Below are 16695 nucleotides of genomic sequence, written 5' to 3' on the forward strand. Positions count from 1 at the left end.
AGATGACCGAGAAACCGGGGAACGACCAGCCGCCCAAACGCGGTCGCGGTGTCAGTCGTGCCGAGTTCCGGGCGCAGGTAAAAACCACGCGCGCTGACTTTGAACGTCAGGTGCAGACCACCAAGGCGGATTTCGAGCGCCAGGTGCAGGCCACGCGCGCCCAACTCGATGCAACAAACGAGCGCATCGAAGCGCGCACCGGGCGCAACCTCATTCTGGCCATTCTGATCGGGCTCGTGCTCGGCGGCTCCATGCTGGTCAGCCTCATCATCATCAAAGAGCTCTTCATGATCTTTGCGGTCGTGATTGTTGGATTCTGCGCCTTCGAGCTCGCCCAAGCCCTGCGGCATGCTGGGCGCAACGTGCCACGCATCCCCGTGATCATCTCCGCGGTCGCGATCGTTCCGGCCGCCTTCTACGGCGGGGCGACCGGCCAATGGCTGGTCATGCTCGGCGGCATCGTATTGGTCGGCCTGTGGCGCCTGGCCCTGCTCGTGATTCCGTCGCATCGCGCCTCGGTTCGTTCCATCGTCGGTGACGTGGGCGGCGGCATTCTGATTCAGGTTTACGTCGTCTTTCTCGCGAGCTTTGCCGTGCTGCTCGTGGCTCAGGCACACGGACAGTGGTGGACCCTCGCTTTTCTGATCCTGGTGATCTCGGCTGATACCGGTGCATACGTCAGCGGACTCAACTTCGGCAAGCACCCGATGGCCCCGTCGATCAGCCCGAAGAAAACGTGGGAGGGCTTCATCGGAGCTGGACTGATCTGCATTATCGCCGGCGTTTTGCTGTCGATTTTCATGCTCGATCAGGAGTGGTGGTTCGGATTGGTCTTCGGATCGGTCATTCTGCTCACGGCCACCTTCGGTGATCTGGCCGAATCTCTCATCAAACGTGACCTCGGCATCAAAGATATGAGCTCGTGGCTGCCCGGACATGGCGGATTTCTCGACCGAATCGACTCGATTCTGCCCTCGGCCGCTGCCGCTTACGCGCTGTATTTGGTGTTTGCGTGAGCCCGCTCGATTCTTTCCCCACGAAACCCGTACGAGACAATGAGGCTATGAGCACCATATTTCCCCGAGTGGGCAAGAAGTCGCTCGGCTATAACGTCACCCAGGTCGAAGCGTTCCTGGCAGCGGCCCGCCGCGCGTACGACCAGCCCGACCACCCCGATGCACGCCACGACGAGATCGACGGCGATACCGGTGCCGTCGAGTCGGTCGATGGGATTGCCGCCGGTGACGAGATCGACGCTGAAACGCTCGGGGCGCCGCCACGTGCAGCCGACGGCACCGAGGCCATCCACGCCTCAGTCGCGCACAAGGACGAGGGGGAAGCGACCCGCACCGGTTTAACGTTGACGGCTGAAGGCATCCGTCATACCGCCTTTTCGATGCACAAGGACGGCTACTCTCCCGAGCTCGTCGATGCGGCGTTGGAACGACTCGAAGACGCCTTTGCGGCCCGGGAACGCGATCAGGCGACCCGGGCCGGGGGAGAGCAGGCGTGGATGATTGAGGCCGAAGGCACGGCCGCCGTGCTCGTCGCTCGACTCAGCCGCGCGCCCGGGCACCGTTTCACACGCACGAGCGTGCTAGCGGTCGGCTATAGGCGAGTGGATGTCGACCGCCTCGCGAACAAATTGGTCAGGTATTTTCAAGACGGTCGGGAGCTCACCGTCGACGACGTGCGAACGGCCGTCTTTCGCCCGGAACGGGGAGGATACCGCGAAGCGCAGGTCGACCTCGTTCTGGATAGCGTCGTCGATGTCATGCTCGCGGTCCGTTGATTTGATCACTGTTACGCGGCTGGTATCAAATTTGTGGGCTAGGGTCGATTACTAATGGGTAGGCATTTGAAAGCAATCGACACCGTCCCGGCCACAGCCCGGCCGCTTGTTCGTCGCACCCGACGTCGGGTGAAGCCGGCGCACTTTTTGTTTGGCTTCTCTGCCGCTTTCGCTTTCGTGCTTGTCACCGTGGTTGATCCCTACTCGGGCGCCACGGCGTCACCGTACTTTCAAATCGCCGGCAGCACGACCGATGGCGGCCCGGCTCAGGCTGTGCTTGTGGCCGGCAGCTACACCAACACCATCACCCGAGACGGCTATGCCGTCACCGACAAGCCCAAACCGGTTCCCGTTGTCATCCCTGCCCCGAAGAAGACCCAGAGCTTCATCGCACCGTCGGCTGCCGTGCCCGATCCGGGCTCGGCACAGGCCTACGCCTACGACGCCGTGGCTGCTCGCGGTTGGGGCGAAGACCAATACAACTGCCTGGTCTCGCTCTGGCAGAAAGAGTCGGGTTGGCGCGTCAACGCCCAGAACGGTTCGAGCGGAGCCTACGGAATTCCGCAGGCCCTCCCCGGCTCCAAAATGGCGACCGCGGGCGAGGACTGGGCGACGAACGCCGGAACCCAGATTGAATGGGGCCTCGGCTATATCACCGGCCGCTACGGCACACCGTGCGGCGCGTGGGCGAAGTCCCAGGCTTCCGGTTGGTACTAGGTACGCGCTGGCTCTCAGCCGGGTGTTAGTCCACCGACCGGCACTTTAGACTGGAACCATGGCGCGCAGCAATCGACCCCGAGGCCGCAGAGCCCAGCAGCAGGGCGGCGGCGACGAGACCGTCGATCTGAATCACCTGCTCGCGGGGTGGCGGCGCAGCGAGGTACGGCGTGACGGCCTGTGGCACGTGCAGCCGGTTCCCGCCAAGCAGGCGGTCAAAACCTATCTGTGCCCCGGTTGTACCCTCGACATCGTGCCGGGAACAGCGCATATCGTCACCTGGCGCGGCGACGGGGTGCTGGGCGACGCCGCCGACCTGTCGAACCGGCGGCACTGGCATACCCACTGTTGGAAGATCAAGTGACCCGGGACAGCTGCCTCCGCGAGCACACCCCCGCAACCGAAGGAGCACCAGTGACCCCGCCGATCGAGATCCGTGGCGGCATCGAACTGCCCGCCATCACCGAGCACATCGAATTGCAGACCAGCGACGGACTCACTCTGGTGGGCGAACTGGCCACCCCGGTCGGTCGTGCGCCGATCGCGACGCTCGTGACGTTGCATCCGCTACCCACCGCCGGGGGCTTCATGGACTCGCACATACTGCGCAAGGCGGCCAACCGCCTGCCCGCCCTGGCCGATCTGGCCGTGCTGCGATTCAACACTCGAGGCACATCGTCGCCGCGCGGCACGAGCGACGGTGATTTCGGCCATGGGCTGACCGAACGCGCCGATGTCGCCGCGGCGATGGCCTTTGTCGCCGAGCGCTATCTGCCCAACCCGTGGTTGGTCGGTTGGTCGTTCGGCACCGAGCTCGCCCTCAAGTACGGTCTGGAGCATCCAATCCGCGGGGCCATCCTGCTGTCACCACCGCTGCACAGCACGTCCAACGACGAACTGGCGGCGTGGGCGGGCAATGAACGCGCCCTGGTGGCCGTGATCCCCGAGTTCGACGACTACCTGCGACCGGATGCTGCCCGTCTACGGTTCGCGAGTGTGCCCGACCTGCGACTCGTCGCGGTCGAGGGCGGCAAACACCTGTGGGTTGGCGAAAACCTCAGCCGCCGGGTGCTCACCGAGATCGTCGCCACCGTCAACCCGGGCGCGTTGCCGCTGCCGACCGAGTGGGCGACGCCGCCGCCCGTCGCTTCCTGAGCGTGAGTCGCGGCACGTGCAACGCTCAATCGACGGCTAGAGCTCGTTCTGGCGGGGGATGACGACCTGTTTGACGATCATGATGACCGAGGCGGCCACCGGGATAGCGATCAGGGCGCCGAGAATACCCAGCAGGTTGCCGCCGGCCAGGGCGGCGATCACGACGACCGCGCCCGGCACGGACACGGCGCGGTTCATGATGTTCGGGCTGAGCACGTAGGCCTCGACCTGCATGTAGATGAGATAGTAGATCGCCGCAGCGAGGGCTGTTTGCGGTGAACTGCCGATCTCAGGGATCAGGCAGGTCAGCACGATGATGACCGAGCCCGAAATCGTACCGACGAGCGGAATCAACGACAGCAGGAAGGCGATGAACGCGAGCAACGCCGGAAACGGCGCCCCGATGATCGACAGAAAGATAAAGCTCAGCACACCGTTGCACGATGCCAGCGCGGCTTGACCCACAATGTACCGACCGACCGCCGTGGTGATCTGCTCGCTGATACTGGTAAAGCGCTCACGCTTGGACGCGGGAACCAGCTGGTAGGTGGCGCGCTTCATGTTGTTCAGGGAGGCCGTGAAGTAGAGCGTGAGAATGAGAATGATGAGGCCACCGAACAGGCCGTTGACAAAGGCCAGCCCCGACTGAACGACAGTGGCCGTGATATTGGTGAGGTTTCCGCCGAGAAAGTCGGTGATCGTCTTGGTGAGCTCCGCGATATCGAGGCCGGGGAACTGCTTCTGGAGGTCGCTCAGAAAGGTGGAGGTGTTCACCGCCCGCACGAGTTCCGGAATGAGCTTGGACAGTTTGGACACCTGGTCGACAATGATCGGAACGATCGCAAAAATGACCGCCGTGAGCACTCCGAGTACGGCCGTGACCACGTTGAGAATCGCCGCCCACCGCGTAAATTTCTTCTTCTCCAGCCAGGACACGGCCGGGTCGAGGCCGAGCGCAATAAACAGCGCGGCCCCGACATAGATGATGATCGTCTGCAGGGTGATCACCGAGGTGATGATCAGTAAGCCCAGCCCAACGCCCAGGGTTCCGACGAGTCCAAACCGGAAGGCATTAAGAATTTTCACGTGTCGACTCCAGGAGTAGGGAATTACTCGGCTGCGACCCGTTCTGCCTGGGTCAAAACGCTGCGCAGGCTTTCGAAGTAACCGGCCACGGCGTCGCGTTCAATCCTAATCTGCGACAACCGGTCTTCGGCGTCTGCCACGAGGGCGCGGGAGCGTGTCGTGGCGTCGGTGACGAGGGCGGTGGCGCTGGTGTGGGCGTCGCGGAGAATGCGCGCGGACGTCTCTTCGGCGAGGTCCTTGTTGGCCTTGGCCTCGTCACGGGCTCCGGCATCAAGCTGCTCGTTGAGGGTACGCAGTTCTGCGGTGCGCGCCGTCGTCTCGGTGAGCTGCTTGGCGGCATCCACCTGGAATTTCTGCGTCTGGGCCACGGCTTCCTGGTGGCGTGAAAGATGTTCCTGTTCGGCTTCGTCGCGGCGCGCCTTCAGCTCGACGTCGAAGTCGGCTCGGGCCTGGTCGATCTCCCGGACCAAGCGGCTCGCCTCGTGCTCGCCCTTCTTGCGTGTGGCGGTGAGCTGGTTCTGCAGGTCGATTCGAGCCTGCTCGGCCTCGGCCTCGGCGTCGATTCGGGCCTGCTGGTTTTCGCGTGCCAGGGCGGCGCCGGCCTGCTCGTTCGCAAAGGCGAGGGCGGCACGGGCCTGCTCGACCTCACGGGCCAGGCCGGTGCGCTTGCGATCGAGCTCGCGAGCGAGGTCAGTCCGCGCCTGCTCGCGTTCGATCTCAGTCACCGCGTGAGCCTGTTCGATCTCGCGGGCCAGATCGATTCGACCCTGTTCGACCTCGGCGGCGAGCACGGTGCGTGCCTGGTCAGCCTCGTGGGCGCCGGTCAGCCGCGCTTGCTCGGTCTCCCGGGCCAGATCGACGCGGGCCTGCTCGGTCTCGGCGGCGAGATCGACGCGAGACTGCTCGGTCTCGCGCTGCAGGTCGGCGCGCTGCTGATCGAGTTCCAAGGCCACTTCGGCACGGGTGAGCTCGGTCTCGCGGGTCAGTCCAGCCGCGATTTCGCGGGCCTCGGTGGCCTCCCGCTGGGCGACAACGCGTACTTCAGCGGCTTCGCGATCGGCCTCCGAGCGGATGGCAGCGACCTCGCGCTTGACCGTGGCTCGCGCTTCTGCGGCCTCGGTGGCGACCGCGCCGCGAATCAGCGACGCGTCGCGAATCGCGTCCTCGGTGATCTGGGCCTGCTCGTCCTGGGCGCGGGCGCGCACGTCGTCCGCCTCGACGCGCACGTCATCGAGCACCCGACGCGCCTTGACGGTGGAATCGGACAGGGTGCGTTCGGCTTGCTCGACCGCACTCTGGCGCAGCAGCTGTACCTCGTCGTTGGTCGCGGCGCGCAGCTTCTCAGCGTCGATATCGGCCTGGGCGATGACGCGGGTGGACTGCTCCTCGGCGACGCGAAGTGTGTTCTCCAATTTGGTGCCGAGACCGGAGAATGTGGGGCTCCCGACCTCTTCGATTTCCGCGTTGAGATCGTCGATGCGGCCGTTCAGCCGTTTGACTTCGCGGCCGGACTCAGCGTTTTGGGTGTTGGCCTGAATAAGTTCGCGTCGCAGCGACTGGATGGCCTTGGTGACCTCATCCTTGTCATAGCCGCGAAATACTTGGGTGAAATCAGCTTCGTCGTCAGACACGTTTACTCCTTACAGATGGGCCCCGGCCCTCGATGGATCATGCATGACGGGGAACACCTCGATTTTAGTGTGCTGGCACCCCGCCTCCTACGCGCCAGTAGGCTGCTGGCGTCTCGGGCATTATTAGGCTGCTTTCAGGAGAACGCAGTAAAGTAGGAGGTCCGTGTCTGAGGACCTTCAGGCACGCGAGTCAGCCAAAGTGACTGAACAGTACCAACCAGCAAAAATGCTGAAGGGTGATACGTGCGTTTTGTTCTTGCCATCGTGGCCTTCGTTCTGGCTGCCGTGATGATCGTTCTTGGCATCGCACAGCGCACGATCCTGCTCGAGCCCGCTTTCACGTCCCTGAGCTCGACCGTCACCGGAGACACGAAATACACCGTGATCGATCCGAGCGCTCTGTCGGCATCATCGGGAAGCCAGACGATCAACGTGCGCGGAGACGGACTCATTTTCCTCACGTACGGGCGGTCCGATGACGTGGCCGCCTGGATCGGAGACGACGCGTACGCCACCGTTGCCCTCAGCAAGAAAACCGGTCAACTCACCTCCACGGTCACCGAGGCCGCCGTTCCCGTCACCGCCGACGCAGCGTCGGGCGAGACAGCCACACCGGATGCTGCCTCCGCCACGATCGTGAATCCGGCCGGGTCAGACCTGTGGCTCGACGAATACAGCGGCACGGACTCTGTGACGACCACGTTGACCCTGCCCGAGGGTATTTCGGTGCTCGTCGCTTCGGACGGGGTCGCACCGGCGCCCGCCAGCATCCGTCTTTCCTGGGCTTCGGATAATTCGACCCCCTGGGCCGGACCGCTGCTCGCCGGCGGGGCATTGCTGCTGTTGGCCGGCCTTGTGCTGTACCTGCTGGCGCTGCTTCACCTGCGTCGCTCTCGTCGGCCGCGCCGCAATCTTCCGCGCGGTCCACGCATGCCCCGGTTGCCGCGGGCCCCGCGTCCGAAAGCCATCAAGGCCAGTCAGATCACCGCCTCGCGGCGGGGAATCAACCGCCGGGTGGCCATTGTGCCCATGATCCTGGTCTCCGGCCTTGCGCTGAGCGGCTGTTCGGCCGATCTCTGGCCCGATTTCAGCCCGACCAACACCAGCACCAGCACCGGCACCGGCGCTGCCACTGCGACGCCGACGCCCCAGTCCACCGGTTCCGTCGAAGCGGCCGCCGAGCTGCCGCCGCCCGCTGTGACCGTCTCCCAGTTGGAAACGATCATGAGCGAAATCTCCGCGATCAGCGCGGATGCCGATACCAACCTCAATACCGAGACCATCGCGACGCGATTTACCGGGCCGGCCCTGGAACAACGCCTGGCCAACTACAAGATTCGCGCCGTCGACCCTGCCGTTGCCCCGCTCTCTGCTCTGCCGGGCGCCCCGCTCACGTTCACGCTGCCGCAGCAGACCAACTCCTGGCCGCGGGTGGTCATGACCGTCATTCAGGACGAAAACGATCCCAGCATTCCGACGATGGCGGTCATCCTGAAGCAGGAATCGCCTCGCGCCAACTATCTGGTGGACTACCTGTTCGCCCTGGAGCAGTCGGCGCACGTACCGAAGGTGGCCCCGGCCATTGTCGGCGCTCCCGCCATCGCCCCGGACAACAAGCTGCTGTTGATGCCGCCAAACCAGTTGGCTGCCGCCTACGCCGATATTTTGGTGAAGGGCGAAGCCAGCCCGTCGTACGGCCTGTTCGAGAGCGACGGGGACAACTTCCGCATCCAGGTCGCTGACCTCAATGCCGCCAAGATCGCCGCGCTGCCGTCGACCGCCTCGATCGACTTCGCCGCCGCCGCTGGCAGTGACGAGGCCGTCGCCCTGGCTACCAACGACTCCGGCAGCATCGTGGCCGTCAGCATGACGGAGACTGAAACGGTCAAGCCCGTCGATGCCGGGGCCACCGTGGGGCCGGCGGCCGATGCCCTCGCGACCAAGGCGCTCTCCGGCATCACGACCACGGCCAAGGGCTTTCAAAACACCTACCGGGACCAGCTGCTGTTCTACGTGCCCACGGCCGGTTCAAGCGACAAAATCGTGCTCCTGGGCTTCGCCCAGGGCCTCATCACATCGGCGGAACTTCCATGACAAATATGCCCCCTTACGGATCGAACCTGCGCGGAGCAGTCGATCTCTCCTCGCTCGTGAACCGGGCCCCGTCCGGCGCAGCATCGGTCGCCACCAACGGTCCACCCGTGACCGGTGCCCCCGTGGGTGGAGCTGCTGCGCCGACCGGTGCCGTCACGGTTCCGAGCGTCGTACTGGACGGCACGGATGCCAACTTCGGAGAGCTGCTCGAACTGTCCTCCCGGGTTCCGGTGATCGTCGCACTGTGGGCATCCTGGAGCGATCCCTCCACGCAACTCATGGCAGTGTTGGAGAAGCTAATCACCGGCTTCGGCGGTCGGTTCGTGCTGGCGCGCGTCGAGATCGACCCGAACCCGCAGCTCGCGCAGGCGTTCCAGGCCCAGTCGGTACCCACGGTTGCCGCCGTCATCAGCGGTCAGCCGGTGCAGCTCTTCAACGGCCCGCTCGCCGAGGAGCAGATCATCGAGGTGCTTGGTCGCGTGCTCGAGCTCGCCGCGCAGCAGGGTGTGACCGGTACAGCCGAGGCATCCAACTCCGACGCCGACGCCGAGCCGGCCGCCGTGGTCGACGAACCCCTGCCGCCTCACCACCTGGCGGCCTATACGGCGATCGAAGCCGGCGACTACGACACCGCGCAGAGTGAATACCGCACGGCGCTGGCCCAGAACCCGAACGACACGATGGCCGTAGCCGGTCTGGCCCAGGTCAGCCTGCTCGCGCGGTTGCAGGGCAAGACCATCGACCAGATTCGAAACGGGGCGGCATCCGCTCCCGACGACCTCGACGCGCAGCTCCTGGTCGCCGACCTGGACCTCTCCGGTGGCCACATCGAAGACGCCTTCGATCGCATATTGAGTCTCTTTCCGGCACAGCCCGCCGCAGGGCGCAACACGATCCGGGAGCGCATCCTTGAACTGTTCGAGGTCATCGGCACCGACGACCCCCGCGTGGCCCCGACTCGCTCGCGCCTGGCCGCCCTGCTCTACTAGTTTCCCGATCTCGCGAGAACGCACACGCGCCCGTATGACTGAGGTCAACGGGCACGTGTGCGCTGTTGGGGTAACAGTCTTTAGCCGCGCAGGCGCAACCAGAGTCCGGCCAGCGGTGGCAGGGTCAGGGTGGCGGATGCTGGTCGCCCGGCCCACGGCTCGTTGAATGCTTCGACCGCGCCCAGGTTTCCCACGCCGGACCCGCCGAAATCAGCGGCATCCGTGTTGAGGATCTCGTCCCAGTGCCCGGCGAACGGCAGGCCGACCCGGTAGTCGGTGTGCGGCTGACCGGCGAAGTTGAAGAAGCACGCGACCGGAACACCGTGGTTATCCCAGCGCAAGAAGGACACGACGTTCTGGCTCGCGGCACCGCCATCGAGCAGTTCGAAGCCGCCCGGGTCGTTGTCGCGGCTCCACAGGCTCGCGTTGTCCCGATAGACCCGGTTCAGCTGGCCGACCAGGTTGAACAGCCCGCGGTGCGCCGGCTGGTCGAGCATCCACCAGTCCAGTCCGCGCTCCTCGCTCCACTCCGAGCGCTGGCCGAACTCGCTACCCATGAACAAAAGTTGCTTGCCCGGGTGGGCCCACATGAAGGCGAGATAGGCGCGCACGTTGGCCAGCTGCTGCCAGGAATCGCCGGGCATTTTCGACACCAGCGCACCCTTGCCGTGCACGACCTCGTCGTGGCTGATCGGCAGAAGAAAGTTCTCGCTGCAGGCGTAGATGAACGAGAACGTGATGTCGTTGTGGTGGTATGACCGGTACATGGGGTCGACCTGCATGTACTCGAGCGAGTCGTGCATCCAGCCCATGTTCCACTTGAAGCCGAAGCCGAGCCCGCCGCCGCTGGTCGGCGCCGTCACCCCACCCCAGTTCGTGGATTCCTCGGCGATCATGATCGTGCCCGGATTGCGCTTGTACGCGGTCGCGGTGATCTCCTGCAGCAGGCTGATCGCCTCGAGGTTCTCGTTGCCGCCGTACTGGTTTGGCTCCCACTGGCCGTCTTCGCGCGAGTAGTCGAGGTAGAGCATGGAGGCGACGGCGTCGACGCGCAGCGCATCGATGTGAAATTCTTCGAGCCAGTACAGCGCATTCGCAACGAGGAAGTTGCGCACCTGCATCTGACCGAAGTTGAAGATGTACGTGCCCCAGTCCATCTGTTCGCCGCGACGCGGGTCGGGGTGCTCGTAGAGCGCCTGACCGTCGAAACGGGCCAGAGCGAAGTCGTCCTTGGGAAAGTGGCCGGGCACCCAGTCCATGATCACGCCGATGCCGGCCTGGTGCAGCCGGTCAATTAGGTAGCGCAGGTCGTCGGGGGAGCCGAACCGGCTCGTCGGGGCGTAGTATCCGCTCACCTGGTAGCCCCAGGAACCGCCAAACGGATGCTCTGCGAGGGGCATGAATTCCACGTGGGTGAAGCTGAGCTCCTGCAGATACCCGACCAGCTCCTCGGCGAGGTCACGGTAGCCGAGGCCGGGGCGCCAGGACCCGACGTGCATCTCGTACACGCTCATGGCCTGGTTGTGCGGATCGTTGGCCCGGCGATTCGCCAGCCACGCGGCATCCGCCCACTCGTAGTGCGATTCGGTGACGACCGACGCGGTCTGCGGCGGTACTTCAGCGAGCCGGGCGAGTGGGTCGGCCTTCTCCACCCAGACACCGGACTGCGTGAGCAGCTGGAACTTGTAGTTGGTGCCGGGATCGAGGCCCGGAATGAACAGCTCCCAGACGCCGGTGCTGCCCATGTTTCGCATGGCGTGGGTGACGCCGTTCCAGCCGTTGAAGTCCCCGATCACGCGGGCAGCACGGGCGTGCGGCGCCCAGACCGCGAAGGAGGTGCCGGTCGAGGCCGCCGTGACACCCTGGTGCTGGCGGTGGTGCGCCCCCAGCACGTCCCACAGCCGCTCGTGGCGTCCTTCGCCGAGCAGGTGCAGGTCCAGTTCGCCGAGCGTGGGGACGAACCGGTACGGGTCATCACAGATCCAGGCCGGTGCGTTCTGGTAGCGCGCCTCGATCGTGTAATCGCAGAGGCCGAGGGTGCTTTCGCCCTGCCAGATGCCGTATGCGAGGTGGGAGAGCTCGACGTGCGCGCCACTGGCGAGAATAGCGAACACCTCGGTGGCCAGCGGTCGCAACGCACGGATGATGACGAGCGGGTCGGAAACGCCGGCCTTGTGGGCAAGGTGCTGGCCGAGAACCTCATGGGGGTTGAAGTGGCTGCCGGCGGCGACGGCTGCCAGAACGTGGTCGCCAATCGCGGCCGGCTCGGCGGCGGCCACGTGCTTCTTCGTCTTGGCGGACTGTGTCTTGGGGGACTGTGTCTTGGGGGACTGTCTGTTCGGGGACTGAGCCTTCTGATCGTCGATGTTCTTTCCCTGACCCTTCTTGTTCGTGGGCTTGCTCGAGTTCTTTTTCTTGTGTTTCTCTTCGCCGCCACTCATGCGCGGCCCTGGCCCGGATCGTGGGGCGTGACGTGCAGAATATGCACCGGCTCGGTGAACGCGTCAAGGCGCACGAAGTTATCGGCCGACCAGGTATAGGTTGCGCCTGACACGAGGTCGTGCACGTCGAAGCTGTCGCCGCCGGCAATGCCGAACCGGGTCACATCGAGGTGCACAACCGTTTGGCGCACCGAGTGCGGGTCGACGTTGGCAACGATGATGAGGGCATCCGCTTGGCCCGTGCCGGTGAACGCCGCGTCGAGGTACTTGCTGTAAACGAGAATTGAATCGTCGTCACTGGAGTGGATGTCGAGGTTGCGCAGTTGCCCCAGCGCCGGATGCTCGGCCCGAATGCGGTTCAGCAGCGTGAGGTACGGCGCGAGCGACTTGCCCAGCTCTTCGGCCTTGCTCCAGTCGCGCGGCCGGTACTCGTACTTCTCGTTGTCGATGCTCTCTTCGGCACCCGGCCGGGCGACGTTCTCAAACAGGTCGAAACCGGCGTAGACACCCCAGCTCGGCGCCGCCGTAGCAGCAAGCGCCGCCCGAATCTTGAACGCCGCCGGGCCGCCGAATTGCAGGTATTCGGTGAGAATGTCGGGGGTGTTCACGAACAGGTTCGGGCGCAGAAAGTCAGCCGTGTCGGTGGCGAGACCGTCGAAGAACTCCTCGAGCTCGGTCTTCGTGTTACGCCAGGTGAAGTACGTATACGACTGCTGAAAGCCGACCTGGCCGAGCGCCTGCATCACAGCCGGGCGGGTGAAGGCTTCGGCGAGAAAGACCACGTCGGGGTCGGCCTGGTTGACCTCCGCGATGAGCCATTCCCAGAAGTCGAGTGGCTTGGTGTGCGGGTTGTCCACCCGAAAGATGCGCACGCCGAGGCTGATCCAGTAGCGCAGTAGACGCAGCGCTTCCAGCCGAATGCCGACAGGATCGTTGTCGAAGTTGATCGGGTAGATGTCCTGGTATTTTTTCGGCGGGTTTTCGGCGTAGGCGATGGTGCCGTCGGGCAGGGTCGTGAACCATTCCGGGTGCTCGTGAACCCAGGGATGGTCGGGGGAAGCCTGCAGCGCGAAGTCGAGGGCGATCTCAATGCCGAGAGAGGCGGCCTTTTTCAGAAAGAACGTGAAGTCGGTCACCGTGCCGAGGTCGGGGTGGATCGCGTCGTGACCGCCGTGTTTCGAGCCAATCGCCCACGGCGAACCCGGGTCACCCGGGGCGACCTCGAGCGAATTGTTCGGGCCCTTGCGGAAGGCGTGCCCGATCGGGTGGATCGGCGGCAGATAGAGCACGTCGAAGCCCATGGCCGCCACGGCGGGCAGACGTTTCGCCGCGGTGCGGAAGGTCCCGCTCTGCCAGCTGCCGTCGGCGCGCCGCACGGCGCCCTCCGAGCGCGGAAAGAACTCGTACCACGAGCCGACCCCGGCCCGGGTGCGTTCGACGATGATGGTGCGTTCGGCCGAGAGCGATTCCAGCCCGGCGAGTGGGCGGGCCGCGATGGCCTGCCGCAGCGCGGCGTCCCCTACGGCCAGTAAACGCTCGGCTGTTGGCTTGCCGGCGTCGGCGAGCGTCGTCGCGGCGGCCTGAAACAGGCGGCGAGCGGCGAGTGGGCGCGCCTTGTCAATTCCGGCCTGGGCGAGAAGCGCACCGCCGATGGTGAACATGAGTTCCACGTCGATTCCGGCCGGAATCTTGATCAGGGCGTTGTGTTCCCAGGTGGCGAAATCGTCGGCGTAGGCGCGTACCCGAAACTGCCAGGTGCCCAGGGCGCCGAGCTGCGCCTCGGTGCCGTACCGATCGGTGCCGTCGGCCTGCAGAACCATCGGATGCCGCGATGTGCTGCCGTCCGGCGCGGTGAGCTGCAGGTCGACGCCGATGAGATCGTGTCCCTCGCGAAAAGCGGTCGCACCGAACGGGATGACCTCGCCGACGAAGGCTCGAGCCGGCCAAAGATTGTCCCTCAGTTGGGGAGAGAGATCGAAAACGGGGATACGACCAACGGATGCGGCGGCGCTTCTGCTCGCCGGGGCGCCCGTGGACACGCCCGCCCCGGCGCTGCTCGGCGCTGTCGGCACGGTCGTCTTCTTAGCTGCTGTCTTTGCCACACCACGACCGTAGCGTGAAAGCATGGCAATGGCGCCCGTCTGCTGCGCGGCTCGCCCACACGACGTGAAATTCCGTTGTTACGCGTTGGACACGTGACACCCCTAAGGTGGACCTCGTGAAGGCCATCCGCAAATTTACCGTCCGTGCCGTTCTCCCCGAGCCGCTTGCGGCACTCGAGGAGCTTGCTGGCAATCTCCGCTGGTCGTGGCATGAGCCGACCAGACAACTATTCGAGCGCATCGCCCCCGAGCTGTGGCGCGAGATCGGCACCGACCCGGTCGCCCTGCTCGGTGCCGTTGACTCGCGTCGCCTCGACGAGCTCGCGCAGGACCACGACTATGTTGCCGAGGTGAACAGCACGCGCGACGGTCTGCGCGACTACCTTGACCAGCCACGCTGGTACCAGGGGCTGGAGGGCGAGAAACCCGCCGCGATCGCGTACTTCTCACCGGAATTCGGCATCGCCGCCGCCCTGCCGCAGTACTCCGGCGGCCTGGGCATTCTGGCCGGGGACCACCTCAAGAGCGCCTCCGACCTCGGGCTGCCGCTCGTCGGCGTCGGGTTGTTCTACCGCGCCGGCTACTTCAGCCAGGCCATCTCGCCCGACGGCTGGCAGATGGAAAGCTACCCGCTGCTCGACCCCGACGGACTGCCCCTCGCCGTGCTGCGCCGGGCCGACGGTTCGGCAGTTCAGGTCTCCCTCGCGCTGCCCGATGACCGCACCCTGCATGCCCGGGTTTGGCAGGCCAAGGTGGGCCGGGTGCGCCTGCTCCTGCTCGACGCCGACATTCCCGAAAACGCCGACGACCTGCGGCTGGTCACCGACCGCCTCTACGGCGGCGGCGGCGAACACCGACTGCTGCAGGAACTGCTGCTGGGCATCGGCGGCGCCCGCGCCGTGAGACTGTGGAGCTCGCTGCACGGACTGCCCGAACCCGAGGTGTTCCACACCAACGAGGGCCACGCCGGCTTCCTCGGCCTCGAGCGCATCTCCAGCCTGATCGGCGAGGGTCTGAGTTTTCAGGAAGCCCTGCAGGTGGCCCGCGCCGGAACCGTCTTCACCACGCACACCCCGGTCGCCGCCGGCATCGATCGCTTCGAGCGGTCGCTCGTGCGTCGGTACTTCGGCACCGATCTGCTGCCCGGCGTCGACGTGGAGGACCTGCTCGCGCTCGGCGCGGAAAGTTACGCCGGCGGCTCCTCCGACGTGTTCAACATGGCCATCATGGGGTTGCGCCTCGGCCAGCATGCCAACGGCGTCTCGACCCTGCACGGCGAGGTCAGTCGCCGCATGTTCAACGGCCTGTGGCCGGGTTTTGATTCAGCGGATGTGCCGATCACGTCGATCACGAACGGTGTACACGCCCAGAGCTGGACTGACCCCGCGCTGAAGAGCCTCGCCCACAGCAGGCTCGGCACGAGTGACACGTCGACGGCCAACTGGGCCTCCAACGATGTCTCCGACCAGGATCTCTGGTCGGTGCGCGGGCAGATGCGCCTGCAATTCGTCGAGGATGCCCGTCGCCGTCTGCTCAACGCCTGGCGCGACCAAAACCCGGGCGGCATGCCCCCCGCCTGGATCGGGCGGGTGTTCGACCCGAACGTGCTGACCATCGGGTTCGCCCGCCGCGTTCCCACTTACAAGCGCCTGACCCTGATGCTGCACGACCCGGAACGTTTGCGTGCTCTCCTGCTGCACCCGGAGCATCCGATTCAGATCGTTATCGCCGGCAAGTCACACCCCGCTGACGAAGAGGGAAAACGGCTGATCCAGAAGATTGTGCAGTTCGCCGCTGATCCTGTCCTGCGCACCCGCATCGCTTTTCTGCCCGACTACAACATTGCGATGGCCCAGCTGATGTATCCGGGAACGGATGTCTGGCTCAACAATCCGCTCCGCCCGCTTGAGGCCTGCGGTACGAGCGGTATGAAAGCGGCACTCAACGGCGTGCTCAACCTGTCCATCCTCGACGGCTGGTGGCCGGAGTACTACGACGGCAAGAACGGCTGGGCGATTCCGTCGGCCGATTCGGCCGGTGACTCTGCCGAACGCGATCGGCTCGAAGCCGAGGCGCTCTACGACCTGATCGAACACCAGGTAGCACCGACGTTCTACGAACGCAACGGCGATGACGTCCCCGAACGTTGGGTGTCCAACATCCGGCACACCCTGGCCACCCTGTCGCCGCAATTGTCCGCTGACCGCATGGTGCGCGAGTACGTGCAGCGACTGTACCGCCCGGCCGGGCACTATGACGCGCTGATGTCGGCGAACAACTACCGCGCGGCCCGCGAACTGGCCGCGTGGAAGGGCAAAATCGTCTCGGCCTGGCCGCAGGTCGCGGTGACCCACGTCGAATCGGGCGGGGTGTCATCGGTGCCCGAAGTGGGCGACGACCTGCACCTGCGCGCGCACGTACAGCTGGGCGGACTCTCCGCCGCGGACGTGACCGTTGAGGTCGTCTACGGTAAGAGCCTCGGCACCGACGAACTGCGTGATGTGGCCATTCAGGCGCTCGAACCGGCACCGCCAAAAGAAGCCCCAACCGGCGGGGCCACCCTGTTCACTGGCACGGTCGAACTCGACCGGGCCGGAGCCTTTGGCTACACCGTGCGCGTCGTTCCGCGGAATGACCTGCTGATCAGCCCGGCCGAAATGGGGCTGGTCGCCGTCGCGAACTAGCACG

At 65.2% G+C, this 16695-nt stretch carries 12 protein-coding genes; 8 read left to right on the forward strand and 4 right to left on the reverse strand.

What is annotated here, in order from left to right; genetic code table 11:
• Positions 1 to 2: 2 nt before the first annotated feature.
• The 5 genes from LH475_RS12365 (at position 3) to LH475_RS12385 (ending at position 3664) form a co-directional block, all read left to right on the forward strand.
• Complete coding sequence (locus LH475_RS12365) at positions 3 to 1016, forward strand: phosphatidate cytidylyltransferase (protein ID WP_196842693.1); 1014 nt, start codon at positions 3 to 5, stop codon at positions 1014 to 1016.
• A 47-nt stretch (positions 1017 to 1063) separates the two neighbouring features.
• On the forward strand, positions 1064 to 1792 hold the full coding sequence (locus tag LH475_RS12370) for a DivIVA domain-containing protein (protein WP_297414321.1): 729 nt from the start codon (positions 1064 to 1066) through the stop codon (positions 1790 to 1792).
• Positions 1793 to 1858: 66 nt separating this feature from the next.
• Positions 1859 to 2509 (forward strand): lytic transglycosylase domain-containing protein, encoded by a 651-nt coding sequence (locus LH475_RS12375; protein WP_297414323.1) that lies wholly within the window; start codon positions 1859 to 1861, stop codon positions 2507 to 2509.
• 58 nt (positions 2510 to 2567) lie between these two features.
• Positions 2568 to 2873, forward strand: coding sequence for a hypothetical protein (locus LH475_RS12380; protein WP_196842695.1), 306 nt, complete (start codon positions 2568 to 2570; stop codon positions 2871 to 2873).
• Positions 2874 to 2935: 62 nt separating this feature from the next.
• Positions 2936 to 3664, forward strand: a complete 729-nt coding sequence (locus LH475_RS12385) for an alpha/beta fold hydrolase (protein ID WP_297414399.1) — start codon at positions 2936 to 2938, stop codon at positions 3662 to 3664.
• A 36-nt stretch (positions 3665 to 3700) separates the two neighbouring features.
• On the opposite strand, the gene LH475_RS12390 is transcribed toward LH475_RS12385, so the two are convergent.
• Together LH475_RS12390 and LH475_RS12395 are read right to left on the reverse strand one after the other, a co-directional pair.
• Complete coding sequence (locus LH475_RS12390) at positions 3701 to 4750, reverse strand: AI-2E family transporter (RefSeq protein WP_297414326.1); 1050 nt, start codon at positions 4748 to 4750, stop codon at positions 3701 to 3703.
• A gap of 23 nt (positions 4751 to 4773) precedes the next feature.
• Complete coding sequence (locus LH475_RS12395; RefSeq protein WP_297414328.1) at positions 4774 to 6381, reverse strand: hypothetical protein; 1608 nt, start codon at positions 6379 to 6381, stop codon at positions 4774 to 4776.
• A 243-nt stretch (positions 6382 to 6624) separates the two neighbouring features.
• Between LH475_RS12395 and LH475_RS12400 the strand changes: the two genes are divergently transcribed.
• Positions 6625 to 8475, forward strand: coding sequence for a hypothetical protein (locus LH475_RS12400; RefSeq protein WP_196842698.1), 1851 nt, complete (start codon positions 6625 to 6627; stop codon positions 8473 to 8475).
• Positions 8472 to 9464, forward strand: a complete 993-nt coding sequence (locus LH475_RS12405) for a tetratricopeptide repeat protein (protein WP_297414330.1) — start codon at positions 8472 to 8474, stop codon at positions 9462 to 9464. The genes LH475_RS12400 and LH475_RS12405 overlap by 4 nt, the downstream gene beginning before the upstream one ends.
• Positions 9465 to 9544: 80 nt before the next feature.
• Here the strand turns inward: LH475_RS12405 and glgB are convergent, their stop codons facing one another.
• Together glgB and LH475_RS12415 are read right to left on the reverse strand one after the other, a co-directional pair.
• A complete protein-coding gene (gene glgB, locus LH475_RS12410) occupies positions 9545 to 11905 on the reverse strand; it encodes a 1,4-alpha-glucan branching protein GlgB (protein ID WP_297414332.1) in 2361 nt (786 codons plus the stop codon).
• A complete protein-coding gene (locus tag LH475_RS12415; protein WP_297414401.1) occupies positions 11902 to 13893 on the reverse strand; it encodes an alpha-1,4-glucan--maltose-1-phosphate maltosyltransferase in 1992 nt (663 codons plus the stop codon). The genes glgB and LH475_RS12415 overlap by 4 nt, the downstream gene beginning before the upstream one ends.
• A gap of 230 nt (positions 13894 to 14123) precedes the next feature.
• Between LH475_RS12415 and glgP the strand changes: the two genes are divergently transcribed.
• Positions 14124 to 16691 (forward strand): alpha-glucan family phosphorylase, encoded by a 2568-nt coding sequence (glgP, locus tag LH475_RS12420; RefSeq protein ID WP_196842702.1) that lies wholly within the window; start codon positions 14124 to 14126, stop codon positions 16689 to 16691.
• Positions 16692 to 16695: the final 4 nt, after the last annotated feature.

This window comes from Cryobacterium sp. (assembly GCF_026786305.1).
Classification (GTDB): Bacteria; Actinomycetota; Actinomycetes; order Actinomycetales; family Microbacteriaceae; genus Cryobacterium.

Excerpts from the sequence above, each read along its gene's own strand:
- LH475_RS12380 (WP_196842695.1), top strand. The coding sequence starts at position 2,568 with ATGGCGCGCAGCAATCGACCCCGAGGCCGCAGAGCCCAGCAGCAGGGC.
- glgB (WP_297414332.1), bottom strand. The coding sequence starts at position 11,905 with ATGAGTGGCGGCGAAGAGAAACACAAGAAAAAGAACTCGAGCAAGCCC.
- LH475_RS12405 (WP_297414330.1), top strand. The coding sequence starts at position 8,472 with ATGACAAATATGCCCCCTTACGGATCGAACCTGCGCGGAGCAGTCGAT.
- LH475_RS12370 (WP_297414321.1), top strand. The coding sequence starts at position 1,064 with ATGAGCACCATATTTCCCCGAGTGGGCAAGAAGTCGCTCGGCTATAAC.
- LH475_RS12365 (WP_196842693.1), top strand. The coding sequence starts at position 3 with ATGACCGAGAAACCGGGGAACGACCAGCCGCCCAAACGCGGTCGCGGT.